A 19,082-nucleotide genomic window follows, 5' to 3' on the forward strand; every position below is an offset into this window, starting at 1 on the left:
AATAATATTCCTCGTAAGTCACTCAATTATCGCACGCCACTTGAAGTATTCTTAAGCTATGTCACAGATGAACAACTTTCAGCTTTTTTCTAATTTAAATTGACATTTCGGGACTTATTAAGTTTATTTACTAATGCAACACGATCGGATGTTATTCTAATTAATAAAATATTATGAATGTTTTGTTAGGTGTGACCCTATAAATAATTATAGAGTGTTCGGCATGGATATGATATAAAACATGATATACACAAAAGTAGCTATTTCTAAGTAATAGGAACAGTAAAAAATTTAGCTATCAAATAGTGATGTTTCATTACTTAAGTGAGGTTAAAGTAATATGAAGAAAAAACGTGAAAAAATATTATATTTTCTTGTATTAATGTGGGTGGGGATTAGTCAGCTATATTGGCAACTAGTTCCTCGATTTATGGATTATCAAGAGCAAAGTTTGAAAAACAGTTTTATTCAGATTGTTAAGGGCTTGACCGCAATTGGGCCTAATGTCCTCATTCTTTTATTAGGAGCTTGCTTGTCATGGCGATTAAAGAATGTCGAATCTCAACTAATAAAAGTTTGGCTCAATACTTTTGTTGTTGGTAGTCTTCTTTGCTTGACTTTGGCCATTTTTAGTACTGAAAACCTTACACAACCAATTTATGATGCAATATTGCCGATTGCACGCAATTCGTACCCAATTATTAGTGGTGTTTTACTAGGAATGATTATTGGTCCAGCGACTGATCAACTTAGTATACGATGGCAGCGTATTACTTTGTGGCTAATCTTAAGTATAATTACAATTGGAACTTTATTTACTCCAAGCATATATGGATGGTCAGAAAATAATCTCAGTATTTTTTATTCGCTGATTTTTGTATTGGGATGGTTAACTAAGCAAAATGGGTTAGTTACGTGGAATAAGAAAATATGGCTATTAGTAGGACTTGTAGCTTTTATTTTGAACCTTTGCTTAGAAGCTATAATGCCATGGCTTAGCCTTGATGGGACCACCGTTAGTCGCTATTCAACAAGTACAGATATTTTAATTGTCATTGTTGCAATGGCAATTGTGAGACTTTTGCCAGAGATTTTAGATTTATCATTAGTAATTACTTTTACATTTCTTACGCTTAGTGAAGCTACAGGGATTTCAGTTTTCCTAAATAATACTGTAGTAAGAGCAATGAATGGGGCAGCAACTAAGGTTGGGATATTAGTCCTTCTTACTTTATTAATTATCTTAGTACTATCTTACCTATGGCAATATATCTTAAGAATTCCTAAATTACAGTGTCTTAATGAAAAGATAACTAATTTTACCGAGCACTCCTTCACTAAGCAAGTTGTGATAGTAAAAATAACCGTATATGGTTTATTACCTAATATTTTAGCCTTTGGTGTAAGTTACTTAATTGCATTAATTTCTATGTTAATGGTTAATGACAGTTTTACCGTGTGGGCTGGCGGTACAAATGGGGATTATAATATTTTTGCTTATGCATTGGGAAAACGTGAACTTCTGTTATTGTTGACAGCTATCATTGTGTTTTCAGCAATTAAATTTATTCAAGCTATTATTAATCGTTATTGGGTGAGTTTGGCTATAGTTGTTATTTTCAATATTATTTTTATAATAGGGAATTATATTAAAATACAGGCCAGATTTGAACCCGTATTGCCGGCAGACTTGTCCGCAATTAATACTGAATTATTGAAAATGGTTGATCGACGTGTCTATATGATTGCATTGATAGCAATTATAATTATTATATTTTTTGTAGTATTTTTAGAGCTTCATCATCCAGTTAAAATTCGATGGAGTTGGCCCTACCGTTTTATTTATATTATTGGGCTACCTATTCTTTTAACTACAAGTTTCTTTTGGAATCAACCAGGGCCAATTTTCAATTTGTTAAGAGCAATTGATGATGAGCCAACTTTTTACAGTCAGCTTGATGGTGCTAAAAGAAATGGTCCTACACTACAATTTCTTAATAATGTGGATCTAGAAGTGATGACTAAGCCGATGGGATATTCAGCTGAGACGATGAAGCAGTTGGTTTATCGCTATCAGAGTCATGCAAATCAACTTAACCGGATACGATCTAATAATTTAGGTGAGCAAACGATTATTTTTAATCTTAGTGAAAGCTTTGCTAATCCAGAGCGTGTACCGGGAATAAAATTAACCCATAACCCAATTCCGTACATTACTAAAATGACTCACCATACTACTGGCGGCTTGATGTTAAGCTCTGGTTATGGTGGTGGGACTGCTAATATGGAATATATGACTCTAACAGGTTATAGCTTAAGTAATTTTTTGCCAATGTTGTCAGTTCCGTATACCCAACTTGTGACAAAACTTGAAACCGATCCATCGATTATTGATAATTTTAAATATGCAGTATCTATTCATCCATACTATGGGGTTTTTTATAGTCGAATTGCTGTTTATAAGAAATTTGGCTTTAATAGGTTTATGTACCTTGGTGGGAAAGATAAAATTAAGCATTTGCACTATATTGATCGTAGCCCCTATTTATCTGATCGGACGGCTTATGAGAATACACTTGACCAAATTAAAGACCATCAAAAGGGGCAGTTTATTAATTTGATTACCATGCAAAATCACTTACCTTTTGATCAAAACTACTATAATAACTCTTCAAAATATCGGGCAGCCAAGGTATCGAAGGGAACGGACAAAGCCTCAGTCGATGACTATATTACCGGTATTCATTACACTGATAAATATGTTGAGCAGTTTATTAAGCAAATTGATCAGCTCCAGAAGCCAATTACTATTGTCTTCTACGGAGATCATTTACCTGGTATCTATGGTAATAGTATGAAGAAGGATGGACAAGAACTCCATGAAACGGATTACTTCATCTATTCTAACCGTTATGCTCGTCAGCATGGTGCTAAACCGCTGAAGCAAAATGTCAACTATACGGATCCTAATAACTTTATCGCAATGGTGGCTAAGCAAACCAATTCTAAGGTAAATTGGTATCAGGCCTTGTTAACTGATGTCTACGAAAAACTGCCAGCTGTTACTGTAAACTTCACTCAATCTGATGACAGCAAGAAAGATCGAAATGAATTTATCAATCAAAAGGGGAAAATTGTAAGCGTAAAGAGCTTCACCAAGAAACAACGTCAGATATGGCATGATTACCAGTTAGTTCAGTATGATGTCACTGCTGGTCACCACTATGTTCTGAAATATCTTAAATAACGAGATACGAAAGGGAGAGTCGGATTTGACTCTCCTTTTAAATCAATGGTATTGTAAAAACAAAAAACGGTAAAGATAAGACGTTATCTTATCCTTACCGAATATCATAGAACTGCTTTTAATACGTATGCTTATCCTTATCTGGATATTAGCTGTCTTTTTTGTATATGATACGAATTGAAAAACAGCCACTATTGTACAGCTGCTTTACTTTCTGGCTCACAATAAGTTTATTGAATTTTAGTTGCTATACCAGTTTGATCGTTATATTGGTAAATTCCTACCATGTTAGCAACAGTGTTATCTTGGTTGTTTTGCCGAACCTCAAAACGGTAACTGTTACCATTCTTAGTAGTAGGTGTAATTTGATAACCATTACCATGGAAGCCCATCTTGTTAGCAAAGTTGTTAACGGCGTTGGAACTATTTTGATCTGAGACTACTTGACTGGATGCTGAGCTGGAGCTTGCTGATGAACTAGTTACATTATTTGAACCTGAACTGACCACACCAGAGCTTGACATCTTCTTAGCATTCGTAATTTTGTTTTGCAATGCTGTATAAGCATTCTTCATTGCTGGACTACTTGACTTTAAGTTGGTTAGTTTACTTGCGGCTTGGTCATAATTACCGTTACTGTATTGTTCCTTGGCGTCTAGATAACCAGCCAGGTCTGTACTAAGGTTGTTTACCTGTTGGGAACGGTGACTGACGTTGTTAAGCTTGTTATAAGCAGCTTGATAATGATCTTGCTTGATTAACTTGTTTGCTGAATGGTAAGCCTTTGATGATTCACTTTCGGCAGAAGGCGTGGCGGAAGATGAATGACGGCTTGCTGACTGGCTGCTTGTCGTTTGCTGACCACATGCGGCCAATAATACGGAAGCAGACAATGTCGCTGCCCCAAGAACAACTTTTTTGAATGTTCTGTTCATGAAATATCCTCCCTAAGTTTAATAATAAACATAGCTTATTTATGCCTAATCCTAACATGGAACGTCTGTGCATTCAAGAAGGCATTTTACCGTTTCATGTTACTTGAAATATCGATCAAATAATATTTAACGGCAATGATATCATATTGGATCAACGTAGTAGGTATGCAAAATTTGTGTTTGTTTCTTAAATAAGTGAGCCCTCTTAATGATATTCCCCTTTAAGAAGGTAATTTGGTTAGGAAAATATTTTATTTTTAAAAGATATCTAGTAGAGGATAGGTATTCTTAAGAATCGAGAACAGTGAATAAATCGTAAGTTGCAGATGATGGGGTGTAATGGGTACTGGATATTAGGATTAAACTAAGATAAAGATATTGAGAACTGTGGACAGGCACAGTAGTTAAGAACCCTAGAACAATCGATCAATAGTGGTTGTCGTCAATAGTAAAGCTGGTTAATACCGACCTATAATAGTATGGTTAGGGTAAAGGCTTTTTTGATTGATACACAACTATTATGAAGTTTCCTAATTATTATATATATACTGAAAGCCGATCCCACTTACTATATGGTGAGGATCGGCTTTTTAACATTAGTGGGTACTGCGGTAATTACCTGAGTACGCCGGTGTAGATCGGTGGTAGTATGTGTGCGGTACCTGGTAAGAACCTGTACTGTAGCCGCTATGGTAGCGGGAGTAGATTCTGGGTGTCTGACTTTGAGAGGGGACGCTCTGGGTTACATTCTCATTAGTTGAGGTGACTGTTTCTGTATTGCCTGCGGCTGAATTTCTGCTACGGGAAGTATGATGGTTGCCAATAACTTCGTCACTGCCGTTGCCGCTACCCGGGTTATTGTAGGAGGCACCGCCAGGCAGTATAAAGTCTGTGTTACTGTAGCCATTGTAAGTTGGTTGTGACTTGTACATTCTCGTCTCGTGGTTAACAACTTTCTTAGGCTTAAGGCCGAGCTGCTTGCGGATTAGCTTGGAAATCCGGTTAATCTCCTTTGGACTAGCAATCTGGAAGGAAACACCTTCGATTGTCGCATCTTGTCCTTGGAAGTGGTAGGTCTTGACGTTTTCCATGGCTCCGTGGTAGTTACCATAGAGGGTAGCAATGTCATCAACCGGAATATTGGTTTTGACCCCATCACCGACTGCGCTCAAGATCTTGTTGGCGGCGCTAATAGAACCGGATGTCTTAAATTTCTGAATGACGTTGCGCAGAATCTGTTGTTGACGCTTTTGCCGGCCGTAGTCATTATTTGGATCGTCATACCGCATTCGCGAATATTTGAGGGCGTTGGCACCGTTCAAATGCTGCTTACCTTTTTTGAAGTGGTGACCCTCGTAATCGAAGGCGAAGGGGTTATCAACCTCAACACCACCGACAGAATTAACAACTTTTTCGAGGACCCCCATGTTGATGACGGCATAGTAGTCAATTGGTACGTCGAGGAGTTCCTTAACCTGCTTGACCGATTGCTTTGGCCCACCGATTGCATAGGCGGCGTTTAACTTAACATAGTCGGGACCGTCATCTGTATTGACTCGGACTAGGATATCACGTGGAATACTGGTCATCGTGATTGTCTTAGTCTTCGGATTAATGGTGAAAAGCTCCATCGAGTCAGTATTCCCACCTTTATTACCACGGTTGAGAGCCCCAACATCGGTTCCCATCGCAAGGACGGATACTGGTTCCCCCTTTTGGAGCTTTTTACTGATCTTTCCGTCGCCGTTAGTGAATATTCCGTTGGTAGCAGAGTGGATCTTGTGATATTCGTAAAAGCCACCTAGGGTAACCAAGATAACCAGGACCCAGATAAGAATTCGCATCCACTTTGGCATCTTGTAGTGGTGCTTTGTCGGCGGCTGTGGTTCAACACTTGATGTCTGATGGACATACTGTTCGTTGAGCTGCTCTTCGCGTTCACGCTGGCGGTTTTCGTTAACCTGTTTGCGAATCCGCCTTTCCATCCGTTCCCGGTACTCCTCACGAGATTCGCGGTGATTTTTGTTATCCATAAAGATTAATACCTCGACCAAATTAATTCTAACATTACAAATATAGCAAAATTAGTGCTACAAATTCAACGCAATACTTAAAGTTTAACCCTTCTGTAACCTTTTGGGAAGTTAGACTTTACTGAAAAATTATATTAATATAGTAGAGATATTTCGCGAATACAATTATGAAAGGATTTTATCGATGAAATCAACTAAAGAACTCGCTGAAGCAGTAAATAAGCGACGAACCTTTGCGATCATCTCCCACCCTGATGCCGGGAAGACCACAATTACCGAGCAGCTTCTCCTATTTGGGGGCGTCGTTCGGGAGGCCGGAACGGTCAAGGCACGGAAGACTGGGAATTTCGCTAAGTCCGATTGGATGGAGATCGAAAAGAAGCGGGGGATTTCTGTCACGTCATCCGTCATGCAGTTCGATTTTCAGGGTAAGCGGATCAATATCCTGGATACCCCGGGGCACGAAGATTTCTCTGAAGATACTTATCGGACCCTGATGGCGGTCGACTCCGCGGTTATGGTGATTGATTCCGCCAAGGGGATTGAGCCCCAGACCAAGAAACTTTTCCAGATCTGTAAGATGCGGGGGATCCCGATCTTTACCTTTATGAACAAGTTTGATCGGGATGCTCGGGAGCCGTTGGACCTGCTGAATGAAGTTGAAGACGTATTGGGTATCGAGACTTACCCGATGAACTGGCCGATCGGTTCCGGACACCAATTCAAGGGACTCTATGACCGCTTCAACCACCGAGTAGCCTTAACTCACCCAGCAGATCCGGATAATCCGTATCTTCCGTTGGGTGACGATGGCAAGGTCAAGGGGGACAACCCACTGGAAGGTTCCGGTGAGTGGCAGGATGCTCTCGACGGAATGGAATTGGTCGAGGTGGCCGGTAACAAACTTGACCGTAACAAGATCGCCCGTGGTGACCAAACTCCCGTCTTCTTCGGCTCCGCACTGACCAACTTTGGGGTCCAGACTTTTCTGGAGAATTACCTGCAGTTTGCCCCAGCGCCGGGCGACCACAAAACCGAGGACGGTGAGGTTGTCAAGCCGCTTGACAAGGAGTTCTCCGGCTTCGTCTTCAAGATCCAGGCCAACATGAACCCTCGACACCGGGACCGGATCGCCTTTGTCCGGATCTGCTCCGGGGAATTCGACCGGGGGATGGACGTCACGCTGGCTCGGACACAGAAGCCGCTTCGTCTATCCAACGTCACTGAGTTTATGGCTGACACTCGGGAAAATGTCGAAACGGCGGTCGCTGGAGATATTATCGGTCTGTACGATACCGGGAATTTCCAGATTGGTGACTCGATCTACACTGGTAAGAAAAATATCCAGTTTGAGAAGCTGCCGCAGTTTACTCCTGAACTCTTTGTCCGTGTATCTGCCAAGAACGTTATGAAGCAAAAGTCCTTCCACAAGGGAATTAACCAGTTGGTTCAAGAAGGGGCGGTCCAGCTCTACAAGAGCTACACTTCCAACGATTATATTCTAGGAGCCGTTGGTCAGCTACAATTTGAAGTCTTCAAGTTCCGAATGAAGAACGAGTACAACTCAGACGTTATCATGGAGCCAATGGGGCATAAGACGGCCCGGTGGATCGATCCAGAACAGTTGGACGAGAAGATGTCCTCATCCCGGAACATTCTGGTTAAAGATATCCATGATCAGCCGCTCTTCCTATTTGAGAACCAGTTTGCTGAGAATTGGTTCAAGCAGAAGTACCCGGATGTTAAGCTGACGGCGAAGTTGTAAGAATATATTAGGAGAGAAAAATGAATCTTAAAATAAAGAAAAGAATATTTATTACATACATTTTAGCCGTTTTTGTAGGGATGTTAGTATGGAATCTCAAGACTCCACTCATGAACGACGATTTATATGCTGCTTGCCACTCCTTTATAACAACACTTAAAGATGGTTTTAGTGATTATTTTTATTGGAGTGGTAGATTTTGGGGGCAGAGCTTTTTTAGATTAACTTTGATAAAAGGGCAAGGCCTGTCAAGCGTCATCAATGCGGCTTTATTCTCTGTATTTCTTGTAGAATTACTCTATATCACAAATAGTTTTGGAAGAAAGTATTATTCATTTACAAGGATTTTTGGAGTTAGTTTTTTTGCTTTAGTATTTATTCCAGGATTTGTTAGTGTTTTTATTTGGCGTGCGGGGGCAGGTAATTATATGGATCCCATGATATTTTATCTGGCCTTTTTAATTTTATTACTTAAAGGAAGATTCAAAAATAACAAAATCTTATATTATACTTTGCTGGTGCTAACTGGTTTTATTGCTGGCTGGGGGAATGAGAACACTTCTGGGGGGCTTATTTTAATTTCCATTTTATTATTAGTGAAAGACTATCTTAAGAATGGTAAAATTAGCAAGTCTAAGGTAACAGGAGTCTTATTTGCAGTATTTGGCTACTTATTACTAATTTTTTCACCTGGTAATCAGGTGCGCTTAAGGAGTGCAGATCCTGAGTATTTAAAGGAGCCCTTTCTTGTCAAAATTATTAATGGCAGTAAAATGTTTATTCATTTTATGTTTCACAATCCATTTATGGTAGCAATGATTGTTATTGATATACTTATTGCTTATTTTGCATACACTTACTGGAAAAAATCGGTGGACTATTGGCTAGGTATAATATTCATTTTAGGTGGTCTTGCAAGTATATTAGTAATGATTGTATCTCCTGAGGGTGTTAATGAATCACGAACATATGCAGGAGGATACCTATTCTTAATTATTGGTATGTGGTATTTGGTACCAATTAATTGGACAATATTTAAGATGAATAAAGTATGGTTAATATTACTAACATTATGTATCGTGCTATGTTTAGGTAAAGTCTCCGTGGACATACATAAGGGATTTCAGTTTAGTAATCTTCTAAATGACAGATATACTTATATTGAACATAAGAAAAAGGACGGAAGAGACATTGTACGAGTAGAACCAATTCACTCCAATCCTTATAATAACTATTCTTTAGAGAATTCCTATATTGATTTAACTAATAGTTCTCAAAGCTTCCCTAATATTGGTTATGAGAGGTACTTTAACATAGGTAAAGTATCTTTGCGTTAAAAACGCATATAGGATCATATAGTCTATTCTGATATGTAAATATAGAAGAGGTAAAAAATGAAGCGGGAAAAGATAGCCGTATTGAGTGTATCGATAATTATTTTCACCTTGTCCTTTGTATATTTTGCTTTAATTACTCCAACAGTACCATTTGATGGAGATGATTGGAGATATATTGGGACAATGCGTTTGCCTATACCCCTATGGGGAGCTTGGAATCCAACAAGGGTGCTCCCTGAGGTATTAATGCCTATATGTGGATATATCGCTGCCTTTATATTTTATCCTTTTAGTGGAAATTATATTGGTGCAATAACTGTAGCCACTGCATTAGTTATTTCGCTTTTTGTAATGGGGATGTTTTATTGCTTTTATTTATTTACGAGGAGACATCTTAAGTTAACCTGGAGAGAAGCATTACTTACACAAATATTATTCTTCCTGTCTTTTTTCTTATTATATAAAAAAATTAGTCAAGAAAGCTACAGTATGTTTTGGACGGGTGACCTTGCGTGCGATTTTTATTATCTCATCCCTGGGCTGCTAAACGCTAGTGTAATCTTGATTATTTTACAAACTCCTAATTTTACAGTTACTTTTTCTAAATTAAATAATTTGAAAAAAGGCTTCTTTTTAGTTGCACTATATTTTGCGATTTTTTCAAATACTCAGTTAAATATTATTTTAGCTACAGTGTGTTTCACTAAACTGGTTGAGATTTTCTGGAACATAGCTAAGAATAGAGAAATTCTAAGTTATCAAGTATGGCGGAAAATATGGTTTTACGTGGTTATATTAATTCTCTGGCTTTTAACCATTGCTTTTGATTTAAATGGAGCGAGGGCTCAAAGGGTTCAGGATGCTACCCAGGGCTCACTAAAAGCTAGATTCTTTTCGACTCTTAATCAGATCCAGCAATTTGTTTTCTTGCAAAACAAATTATTTTTGTTTATTTTTATAATTCTTATATTAGTAGCGGTTATTTTTGGTATCCTTAAAAAGGAATCAAATATATTAGAAGCGGTTGTTATTAGTATTGTCTCTATGCTTATTTCGTTAATTTACCTTTTGCTTGCATACATGCAAGCAGGTGGGACTTATGCCGCTAGGCCTGATGCAATGTGGGCAGTAGCATTCTTTTTTCTCTTAGCTGCTAATATTGGATTAGCCTATCTAATTAAGTATTTAAGCATCTTGAAATTGGGAGGAATATGGCCACTGGTCATTGTGTTACTATCGCTAGTTGCATTTAATTTTAATTACCAACCACTTCCACCAAGTAATGCACAAGTGGACTCTAAAACAAAAGTTGCAGTAAATAACTATATTATTAATCAGATAGTGGAAGCGGATAAAAGCGGTAAGGCCTCTGTGGTAGTAAAGGTTCCACAAGATCAAGATAATATAAATCGTAAGATGACAGAAACAAATTGGCCGCATTCCTATGATATGGAGAAATGGCTGCAAAATACTCTGTATATTCATCATATTATCAGGTCACGAATTAGAATTGTTTTTAAGCCAGAGCGAAAAATTACCACAAGGTTCTATGAGAATAAAAAAGAACAACAGCCAATTTATCCTGCGGAATAGGCTTTGCTTGTATCCGAGGCGACGGGGAGGAAAACAATTAATGCAAGATAATATTTTGACAATAGTTATCCCTTGCTTTAATGAGCAAGAGGTTTTACCTGAAACTGTCAAAGAACTAGGGAACATACTAAAAGGTTTAATACAACAAGAAAAAATTTCCTCAAATAGTAAGTTACTTTTTGTTAATGATGGAAGTAGAGATAGGACCTGGCAGCTTATATCAAAATACACAGGCGAATATTCATATGTTACTGGTATTAAATTCAGCCGTAACTATGGGCACCAGAATGCTCTGTTAGCTGGCATGACGGTAGCGGTCAAGTATTCTGATATGATTATTACCATTGATGCTGACCTTCAGGATGATGTAACTGCAATTCCTAAGATGGTTGATAAGTACTTAGAAGGCTACGATGTCGTTTATGGGGTTCGTAATAGTCGGGAGACGGATACCTTTTTCAAGCGTCGAACAGCTTTAGCGTTTTATAGTCTAATGCGTAAACTGGGTGTTAATTTGGTACCTGACTCTGCCGACTATCGGTTGCTGAGTAAGCGGGCTACTGAAGGATTGTTGGCCTTTAAGGAGCGGAATTTATTCTTGCGTGGAATGGTACCATTAGTCGGTTACAAGTCAGCTAAAGTCTATTATGCACGGAAAGAGCGTTTTGCTGGTAAATCGAAGTATCCAATTAGCAAGATGCTACATTTTGCTTTAGATGGTGTTACATCATTTTCCATCGCTCCCATTCATTTGATCCTATATTTAGGACTTATTACTGTTTTAATTAGCATTATTTGCATGATCTATACGATTATTGAAAAGTGCTTGGGACATGTTGTGAGCGGATGGTCATCGCTGATGATCTCAATTTGGCTACTTGGTGGTATTCAGCTGATTTCTATCAGTGTAATTGGTGAATATATAGGTAAAATTTTCTCAGAAGTTAAGAGACGCCCCAGATATACTATTGAGAGCGAAACCTTTACACAGAAGATGGCTAATAGTGAGCTATAAATATAACTTATATTATTCTCGAATGGGAAAATGAGGGATATATATGACGCTACGAGAGAGAAAAATAGTAACCTTTTTGCTTAAGCACAAAGAAATAATAATGCTTATGCTAATTTCTTTGCTTGCTCTGTCTATACGGATTGTGTTAATAGAATTTAGGTCCTATGACTATAACTTTTTTCTAGATCCTTGGTATCAACAAATAAGTGAGGGGGGGAGAATAGCTGCTTTAAGGAAACAAGTAGGTAATTACGGAATACCATATCAGTTCATAATTACACTTTTTACTTATTTACCTGGTAAAAATATTTTTTGGTATAAAGGCCTTTCGATATTTTTTGACTATATACTTGCAATTGTAGGGGCTTATATATTGAACAAAATTATAAGTAATCCAAGTAAAAATACATTTGTAATTACATATTCGGTTATATTGTTTGTACCTACGATTATTATGGATTCTGGACTTTGGGGGCAGTGTGATTCCATTTATGTTTCATTCATCCTTCTGTCCCTACTTAGCCTATTATATGAAAAAGATTTACTAGCTTTTATTTCTTTAGGAATTGCTTTTGCATTTAAATTACAGACAGTTTTCATTCTTCCGTTATATTTGTTGCTTTATATAAAGCAACGGAGATTTAGCATTTTGTATTTTGGAGTTTCGTTACTAGCATTCTATATTTGTTCGTTGCCCGGGATAGTTATGGGGAGAAAATGGTATGAGCCATTCACCATATATTTTATGCAAACTAGTGAGACGCATATAAATATGTATTATCCGAATCTTTCAGGAATAATATATAAGGTTTCCCAGCATAATTTACCGCTATATATTATGCTTAAGTACTTTTTTATTTTACTGACAATAGGAGCATTACTTATAGGTTGTTACTTCATAATAAGTTATGCAGGGGCAACTCTAACTGGTAAGGACCTACTTTTTTATGCGGTATGGATTAGTTGGACATGTGTTATGTTCTTACCAAGTATGCATGATCGATATGGTTATTTAACAGAAGTACTATTGGTGATTTTATCAATCGCGGTACCAAAATACTGGGTGAATACCTTTATAGCATTAATTAGTAGTTTCATTTTTTATTCACATGCGATGTTTGGAATGTCTGTTAATCTTACTTTATTTTCTGATATAGCAGTTATTAATTATTGTGTATTTACTTTATTGGTATTTAGAGACTCAAGTAAAAGACATATAAAAATGAGAGAAGATATCAATATTTAGATTAATTATTTATAAAACATGCATTATGTCAGGGACAGTTTAAGAATGTCAAAAAAGGGCGGAATAAAATTGTATAATTTTAGCGGTTTAGGAATTGACAGATGCTAGTCGATATAATTTGCCTTTAATTTTAATCATATGTGGAGTGATAGACAAGGCGGTTTAAAATGGCCTTTGTCGTTGCCTAATCATGTAGTACCGTTCCCCAACTAGATAATGTGACACTGGTCGTTATGATCATTAATTTACGTTCATAACGATCAGGGTAAGTAATCAACAATAACGTAAGCAGTCAATAGCGATACGTATTGAAAACGAATAGAAGGGCGTGATCCGCTGGCTTTTTGCGGTCCACGCCCTTTCTCTAGTTATGACATTCTTGTTGCACTTCTTCTGCCCATGGTAAAAAAGCCTCAATGTCGCTACTTTTTTGATTAGGTAGTCGATCAAACAGGTATTTGAAATATTTATATACATCTAGTTTGTTAACTTTGGCTGTCGCCACTAACGTGTAGTAAATCGCGTTGGCCTCAGCTCCACGAATGCTTTTCGCAAACAAACAGTTCTTACGAACCAAGGTTGTAAAACGGATCTCTCCTTCCAGGGAGTTATTACTTAGGGGGGATTTGTCCATTTTCAAAAATTCAATATATTCTTGTGCGAAGCTTTAATGCATTCTTGATGGCTGTACACAGGCGGCCCTGTGGTGAAGTGATACTTTCCAAGTACTGGTAAAACTTGTCAAGCAACGGTTTCGCATGAGTAATTCTTTGTTGCCGCTTTTCCTCCACTGCTTGATATACTAGGGTGGCTGGGAAAAAACTACTACGGCTGTTATGTTAATATAAAGGGTTCAAAATCATCGAAAAGCATATGATACCAGATCATGTACGCCTGTTATTAAACATTCCGCCAAGCTAAGCGTATCGTAATTTTAGAAATATTTGACGATAATTACAGGAAATGAAATATCTTGCATTTGCAATAAAAATTTTTTAACACCTCAGATTATAATATTGATCAAACAAACACCTATAGTAAAATATAAAATTGTTTTTATTGTTGCTGATTATGACTTGGTAAACTAGAGAGATATTTGTTCGTATAGTACTAGGACATACTAGAGTGCTTTGTGAAAAAGATTAATCAATTGTTAATTTACCTGGTATAATTAAAGCATTAACACTAACTAAAACGTTCAAGGGAGGATAAACATATTATGATGAGCAAGCTTCATTATAAGATGTACAAAAGTGGAAAACAGTGGTGTTATGTAGCGTTGGCAACAGTATCAGCAGTTGTCGGCTTAGCAACAGCTAATATCACCGCTTTTGCTGATACCAACGATACTCAAAGCACTTCAGTCACGACGGTATCGATTCAGCCCGCTGGCAACCAAACGTCAGCTAATTCGGACGCCGGGACTCTGGTGGCATCTACTAACTCTACTAGTAAGGGTGCGGTAACTGTCACTGCAAAAGCAACAAACGGCAATGAACAGAATAAGAGTACAGCGGTGGAGGAAAATGCAGATGTTACCCCACGAGCAAATTATTCGTTAGCTGCTAAGGCTGCCAAAGATAATGATCAAACTGACGAAAAGTTAAATGGGGTTCATTTGACCAATGGTAACTATTATTACTACAAGAATGGGGTTAAGCAGACTAATTACTATTATACCGATTCTCAGAATAATCAGACTTATTACTTTGGCAATGACGGTGTCCGTTGGAACAATCGTTTTATGAATGCATGGGGTAGCACCTACTACTTTGGCAATGACGGTGCCCGTTGGGATAATCGTTTCATGGTGAAGTGGGGCAATGCCTATTACTTTACTAATGATGGCTCCTTGATGAAAAATCAAACGCGCAACGTCAAGGGCGTTCGCTACACGGCCAACCATGATGGGGTCATTGCCCTGCGGAATCAATTCCTGAATGCTAATGAAAATCAGTTGTTCTATTTCGATAGCAATGGCCATCTAACTGTCAACAAGTTCTACCACAACTGGGGTAACACTTACTACTTCGGCAATGATGGTGCGCGTTACACCAACCAATTCTTGAATAAGGATGGTAAGACTTACTACTTCGACAATCAAGGGATCATGTATCGTGACCAGTATTACAAGAACTGGGGCCACACCTATTACTTTGGACAAAATGGTGCGCGTTATACTAATCAGTTCCTGAATAAGAATGGTAAGGTCTACTATTTTGATGATCAGGGGATCATGGCCCAAAACCAGTATTACAAGAATTGGGGCCATACCTACTACTTTGGCCAAGATGGTGCCCGTTACACTAATCAGTTCCTGAACAAGAATGGTAAGGTCTACTACTTTGATGGCCAAGGAGTTATGTATCAAAACCAGTGGTACCGCAACTGGGGAAACGGCTACTACTTCAAGGCCGATGGTGCTCATGCCACCAATGAAATTGTCAAGGTTGGCAACGATTATTACTACTTCAATGATCAGGGTGCTATGAAGACTAACTACTTCTTAACGAAGGATGGCCATACGTATTACTTTGATCAGGACGGTAAAGAGTACCGGAACAAGTTCTACACCAACTGGGGCCAGACCTACTACTTCGGCGATGATGGTGCCCGTTGGGATAATAAGTGGATGGATGCTTGGGGCCACCATTACTACTTTAAAGCCAATGGTGCTCGGGCTACTAACGAAACATTATCGATCAATGGCTTTGATGTAACCTTTGATAAGGATGGAATTGCTACTAAAGGCTATGTCTTCGACTCGATCCGTAACTATGTTGCTAATCAGATTGCAGATACATTAAGGCAACAACGAAATGCTAATGTCCTTTATGATTGGACAAGTCAGGATCATAATTATCAAGAATTAGCTGCCCATGATATGGCTCAGTTGATTGCTCAGGGTGATGTTAATAATGACCCAGTTGTAATTGCTTCATTACTGCAGAAAAACGACCTGTTACAAGGCAAGGTAATTTCGACTAAGGTTGTTAACCTAGCTAGCCAATCAGCTACGATTGACAACTTCGTTAACGATTTTGTAAATAGTATCAATAAATCAGTTGACGTTAATAATAGTATTGTTGGTGTCGGTTATGATTCCAAGAACAATAAGTTAGCTGCTTTGCTGTTTAAGCCCGAAAAAGTAACCACGCCGAGTAAAGTAAGTTCAGATTTACAGGCTAATATTAGCAAGGTATATCCAGCTAGTAATTCCAAGGTGACTGTCAAATATCCATTGACGGTAAACACCACGTTACCAATGAATGCGGTTGTTGGCGGTTTAAATCAATTTAGCAGTAGTTTGCTGAGTGGCAAACAGAATACGCCGATCAGTGAAGACGTCCTTAAGACAATCTTTGCCGGATTAGGTGGTAATGCCACAGCACTTGATGGCACACAAACTTATTATGCTGCTAATGGTGATCCATACCACTATGAATTCTGGCTTGATGGTAAAAATGCTGACGAAAAGTTAAATAATTTCTTGGCGCTTAATCATGAGGTTAAGTATGGCGATCCGATCAAGGTCAACTATACGGCTACTCTAACATGGGGGGGTGCTAAGAAAGCAGTTGCTGACCATACTCCAGCAAGTGCTAAGACTAAGGATCAAATTGACCTTGCGTACCAAACGGGAGCAGAAACAGGCTTACAGTATGATCAGGTTAATGTTGAAAAGCTCCCCGGAATGACGGATGATATGATTCGTGGGGTTGATGTTTCGAGCTACCAAGCATTGCTTAACGCCGGGGTTAAATTCTACGATTTTAATGGTCATGAGGCAGATCTTTTCCAAGTATTGCATGACGCCGGTGTCAACTGGATTCGGCTACGGATTTGGAACGATCCATATAACGCTGCAGGTCTAGGTTACGGCGGCGGTAATAACGATGAAGAATCATTGCTTAAAATGGCTCAAGATGCAAGTAAGCATGGAATGAAGGTATTGGTTGACTTCCACTATTCTGATTTCTGGGCTGATCCTGCTAAGCAACCATTACCGAAAGCGTGGAAGAACCTTTCTAGCACGGATTTGAACCAAGAGATTTACCTTTACACTAATAAGGTCTTAAAAGATCTGGAAAAGGCCGGAGTCAACATTGGCATGGTCCAAGTCGGTAACGAGGTTACGAACGGTGTATTTGGCATATGGACGGATCGTGATCATGGTGGCAATTGGGCAACCACTTGGGAAAGTGCAGATGGTAACAAGATTGCAAAATATCTTGCAACTGCTGCATCTGCAGTTCGGAATGCTGCTCCTAGTGCTAAAATTGCAATTCAATTAGAAACGCCAAACATCAATAAGTATCGTAGTATCATGACGGTGCTTAAGAATAATCACGTCGATTATGATTATCTAGGAACCTCGTATTACCCATTCTGGTCTACTCATGATGGCAATGGTTGGTATGACAATGTTGATCTTGGCTGGGGAGCAAGCACACCGATTAGTCTTGAAGGAATCGAAAAGATGGCTTGGCGTGAATTCGGTAAGAAGACGGTTGTCCTCGAAACCGGTTGGATTAATAACGTTAATGATGCTGATGGCACTGGTAACTCAATTGGTGCCGATAGTGAGATTCAAGCCTATAGTCATGATCCCCAGGGTCAGGTTGATGCACTAACCGATATGTACAAGGCATTAATTGCTCAAGGTGGCGTCGGTGGTTTCTACTGGGAGCCAGCTTGGATTCCTGATAAGGCTGGTTGGCAGAACTGGGACTATAATAAAAAGATGTCTGACGTTTATGGTACCGGTTGGGCCAACAAGAATGCAGTTGGATATGCACCAGATTCAGTAATGTTCTGGAATGGCCAACCAACATGGGGCGGTACAACCTGGGACAATGTTACCCTCTTTGATGATAATGGTCATCCGCTACAATCATTGAACGTTTATAAGGGATTACTTGAAGGTTACAAGAGTCCCGATAATAAACAATCCAAGCTTAATGTGACAGTTACAAAAATATGGAATTCAACAGATGTGAAGCCTAATGATGGCCTAGCCACAGGTAGCTCAATCAACAGTGACCAGTTTACTAATGATGCCGTTAAGGGCCTGCTTGAAGGCCAAGATGGTCAACCGATTGACAATGCGATTTTAACCCAAATTGCTGAACAATTGGGTAATGGTGTTAGTTCAAGAATCTATACGGCGGCTAATGGGGCCAAGTATCACTATGTTTACTGGTTGACGGGTGATGCTAATAAGGTCAGCACTTTTGTCAATGCTAATAAAGACGCTAAATATGGGCAACCATTGAAGGCTACCTACTCAGCAACGGTCGTCGTGGACGCTGAGCCTGATGTTGTGATTGCTACTTCTCCAATTAAGCTTCGTGTTTCCAAAATCTGGAATACCGTAGCTGGTAAAGAGGTTGATATAAATAATCCGCTGACTACCGGAAGTTGGCTCAATGGGAACGATGTTGATCTTTCAAGCGTAAATTCAACAGCTGTCACAAATAAGCTGACCAGTGCTAAGGGAAGAGATATTTCTTCAGCTACGTTGGATGCCGTTAAGGGGCTCTTGCCGCAGGAGCTTACTGGTAAAAAGGACTATCGGACGGCTGATGGGAATCATTATTACTATGATTTCTGGATTCAATCGGTTGACGGAAATGCTAAGTATGGCGATCCAGTAACGGTTAACTATAGTGCCTCTCTGAAGTGGAGTAAGAAAGACGCCTAAAAGAGAATCAGGATTAAGATATGGCAATTGGTGGTTTAAGTGCCGTTATCTATAAAGTATATAGTCTTTTAGACAGCTTGATGTCGGTATTATGCCGGGATCAAGCTGTTTAGGTTTGATTGAGTACTTGAACTAATAGTGTGGGTAACCTTAATCACTTGGTTTTAAGTGAACGGCAAGTATTTTTATACAATAAAAAGCTTGGTA

10 protein-coding genes and 2 pseudogenes are annotated in these 19,082 nt (G+C 38.8%); 8 read left to right on the top strand and 4 right to left on the bottom strand.

Annotation, left to right across the window (positions count from 1 at the left end; translation table 11 throughout):
• Both CK797_RS08520 and CK797_RS08525 read left to right on the top strand, forming a co-directional pair.
• Positions 1 to 93: pseudogene (locus CK797_RS08520) on the top strand (IS30 family transposase); the annotation flags it as partial.
• 247 nt (positions 94 to 340) lie between these two features.
• A complete protein-coding gene (locus CK797_RS08525; protein ID WP_104689317.1) occupies positions 341 to 3,247 on the top strand; it encodes an LTA synthase family protein in 2,907 nt (968 codons plus the stop codon).
• Positions 3,248 to 3,477: 230 nt separating this feature from the next.
• On the opposite strand, the gene CK797_RS08530 is transcribed toward CK797_RS08525, so the two are convergent.
• Positions 3,478 to 4,182, bottom strand: coding sequence for a hypothetical protein (locus CK797_RS08530; protein ID WP_104689318.1), 705 nt, complete (start codon positions 4,180 to 4,182; stop codon positions 3,478 to 3,480).
• A gap of 596 nt (positions 4,183 to 4,778) precedes the next feature.
• Positions 4,779 to 6,215: an LCP family protein gene (locus tag CK797_RS08535; protein WP_104689319.1), complete on the bottom strand. Its 1,437-nt coding sequence runs from the start codon at positions 6,213 to 6,215 to the stop codon at positions 4,779 to 4,781.
• Positions 6,216 to 6,399: 184 nt separating this feature from the next.
• Here CK797_RS08535 and CK797_RS08540 point away from each other — a divergent pair, with 184 nt between their 5' ends.
• The 5 genes from CK797_RS08540 to CK797_RS08560 are packed head-to-tail and all read left to right on the top strand — an operon-like array spanning position 6,400 to position 13,171.
• Positions 6,400 to 7,980, top strand: coding sequence for a peptide chain release factor 3 (locus tag CK797_RS08540; protein WP_104689320.1), 1,581 nt, complete (start codon positions 6,400 to 6,402; stop codon positions 7,978 to 7,980).
• 20 nt (positions 7,981 to 8,000) lie between these two features.
• Positions 8,001 to 9,317 carry a DUF6056 family protein gene (locus CK797_RS08545; RefSeq protein WP_104689321.1) on the top strand — a complete coding sequence of 439 codons (1,317 nt, stop codon included), beginning with the start codon at positions 8,001 to 8,003 and terminating at the stop codon, positions 9,315 to 9,317.
• A gap of 57 nt (positions 9,318 to 9,374) precedes the next feature.
• The gene (locus tag CK797_RS08550) at positions 9,375 to 10,910 is read left to right on the top strand and encodes a hypothetical protein (RefSeq protein ID WP_104689322.1); all 1,536 of its coding nucleotides are present in this window, start codon (positions 9,375 to 9,377) and stop codon (positions 10,908 to 10,910) included.
• A 40-nt stretch (positions 10,911 to 10,950) separates the two neighbouring features.
• Positions 10,951 to 11,925: a glycosyltransferase family 2 protein gene (locus CK797_RS08555; protein WP_104689323.1), complete on the top strand. Its 975-nt coding sequence runs from the start codon at positions 10,951 to 10,953 to the stop codon at positions 11,923 to 11,925.
• 43 nt (positions 11,926 to 11,968) lie between these two features.
• The gene (locus tag CK797_RS08560) at positions 11,969 to 13,171 is read left to right on the top strand and encodes a glycosyltransferase 87 family protein (protein WP_104689324.1); all 1,203 of its coding nucleotides are present in this window, start codon (positions 11,969 to 11,971) and stop codon (positions 13,169 to 13,171) included.
• Positions 13,172 to 13,258: 87 nt separating this feature from the next.
• On the opposite strand, the pseudogene CK797_RS09215 reads toward CK797_RS08560, so the two are convergent.
• Both CK797_RS09215 and CK797_RS09180 read right to left on the bottom strand, forming a co-directional pair.
• Positions 13,259 to 13,430 (bottom strand): annotated as a pseudogene (locus CK797_RS09215) (ATP-binding protein); the annotation flags it as partial.
• Positions 13,431 to 13,535: 105 nt separating this feature from the next.
• Positions 13,536 to 13,805 carry a transposase domain-containing protein gene (locus CK797_RS09180; RefSeq protein WP_263851313.1) on the bottom strand — a complete coding sequence of 90 codons (270 nt, stop codon included), beginning with the start codon at positions 13,803 to 13,805 and terminating at the stop codon, positions 13,536 to 13,538.
• Positions 13,806 to 14,393: 588 nt separating this feature from the next.
• On the opposite strand from CK797_RS09180, the gene CK797_RS08580 reads away from it, so the two are divergent.
• Positions 14,394 to 18,875, top strand: a complete 4,482-nt coding sequence (locus tag CK797_RS08580; protein ID WP_225365048.1) for a glycosyl hydrolase 53 family protein — start codon at positions 14,394 to 14,396, stop codon at positions 18,873 to 18,875.
• Positions 18,876 to 19,082 lie beyond the last annotated feature (207 nt).

Source organism: Limosilactobacillus pontis (assembly GCF_002940945.1).
Lineage (GTDB): Bacteria > Bacillota > Bacilli > Lactobacillales > Lactobacillaceae > Limosilactobacillus > Limosilactobacillus pontis_A.

Excerpts from the sequence above, each read along its gene's own strand:
- CK797_RS08525 (WP_104689317.1), top strand. The coding sequence starts at position 341 with ATGAAGAAAAAACGTGAAAAAATATTATATTTTCTTGTATTAATGTGG.
- CK797_RS08530 (WP_104689318.1), bottom strand. The coding sequence starts at position 4,182 with ATGAACAGAACATTCAAAAAAGTTGTTCTTGGGGCAGCGACATTGTCT.
- CK797_RS08535 (WP_104689319.1), bottom strand. The coding sequence starts at position 6,215 with ATGGATAACAAAAATCACCGCGAATCTCGTGAGGAGTACCGGGAACGG.
- CK797_RS08540 (WP_104689320.1), top strand. The coding sequence starts at position 6,400 with ATGAAATCAACTAAAGAACTCGCTGAAGCAGTAAATAAGCGACGAACC.
- CK797_RS08545 (WP_104689321.1), top strand. The coding sequence starts at position 8,001 with ATGAATCTTAAAATAAAGAAAAGAATATTTATTACATACATTTTAGCC.
- CK797_RS08550 (WP_104689322.1), top strand. The coding sequence starts at position 9,375 with ATGAAGCGGGAAAAGATAGCCGTATTGAGTGTATCGATAATTATTTTC.
- CK797_RS08555 (WP_104689323.1), top strand. The coding sequence starts at position 10,951 with ATGCAAGATAATATTTTGACAATAGTTATCCCTTGCTTTAATGAGCAA.
- CK797_RS08560 (WP_104689324.1), top strand. The coding sequence starts at position 11,969 with ATGACGCTACGAGAGAGAAAAATAGTAACCTTTTTGCTTAAGCACAAA.
- CK797_RS09180 (WP_263851313.1), bottom strand. The coding sequence starts at position 13,805 with ATGGACAAATCCCCCCTAAGTAATAACTCCCTGGAAGGAGAGATCCGT.
- CK797_RS08580 (WP_225365048.1), top strand. The coding sequence starts at position 14,394 with ATGAGCAAGCTTCATTATAAGATGTACAAAAGTGGAAAACAGTGGTGT.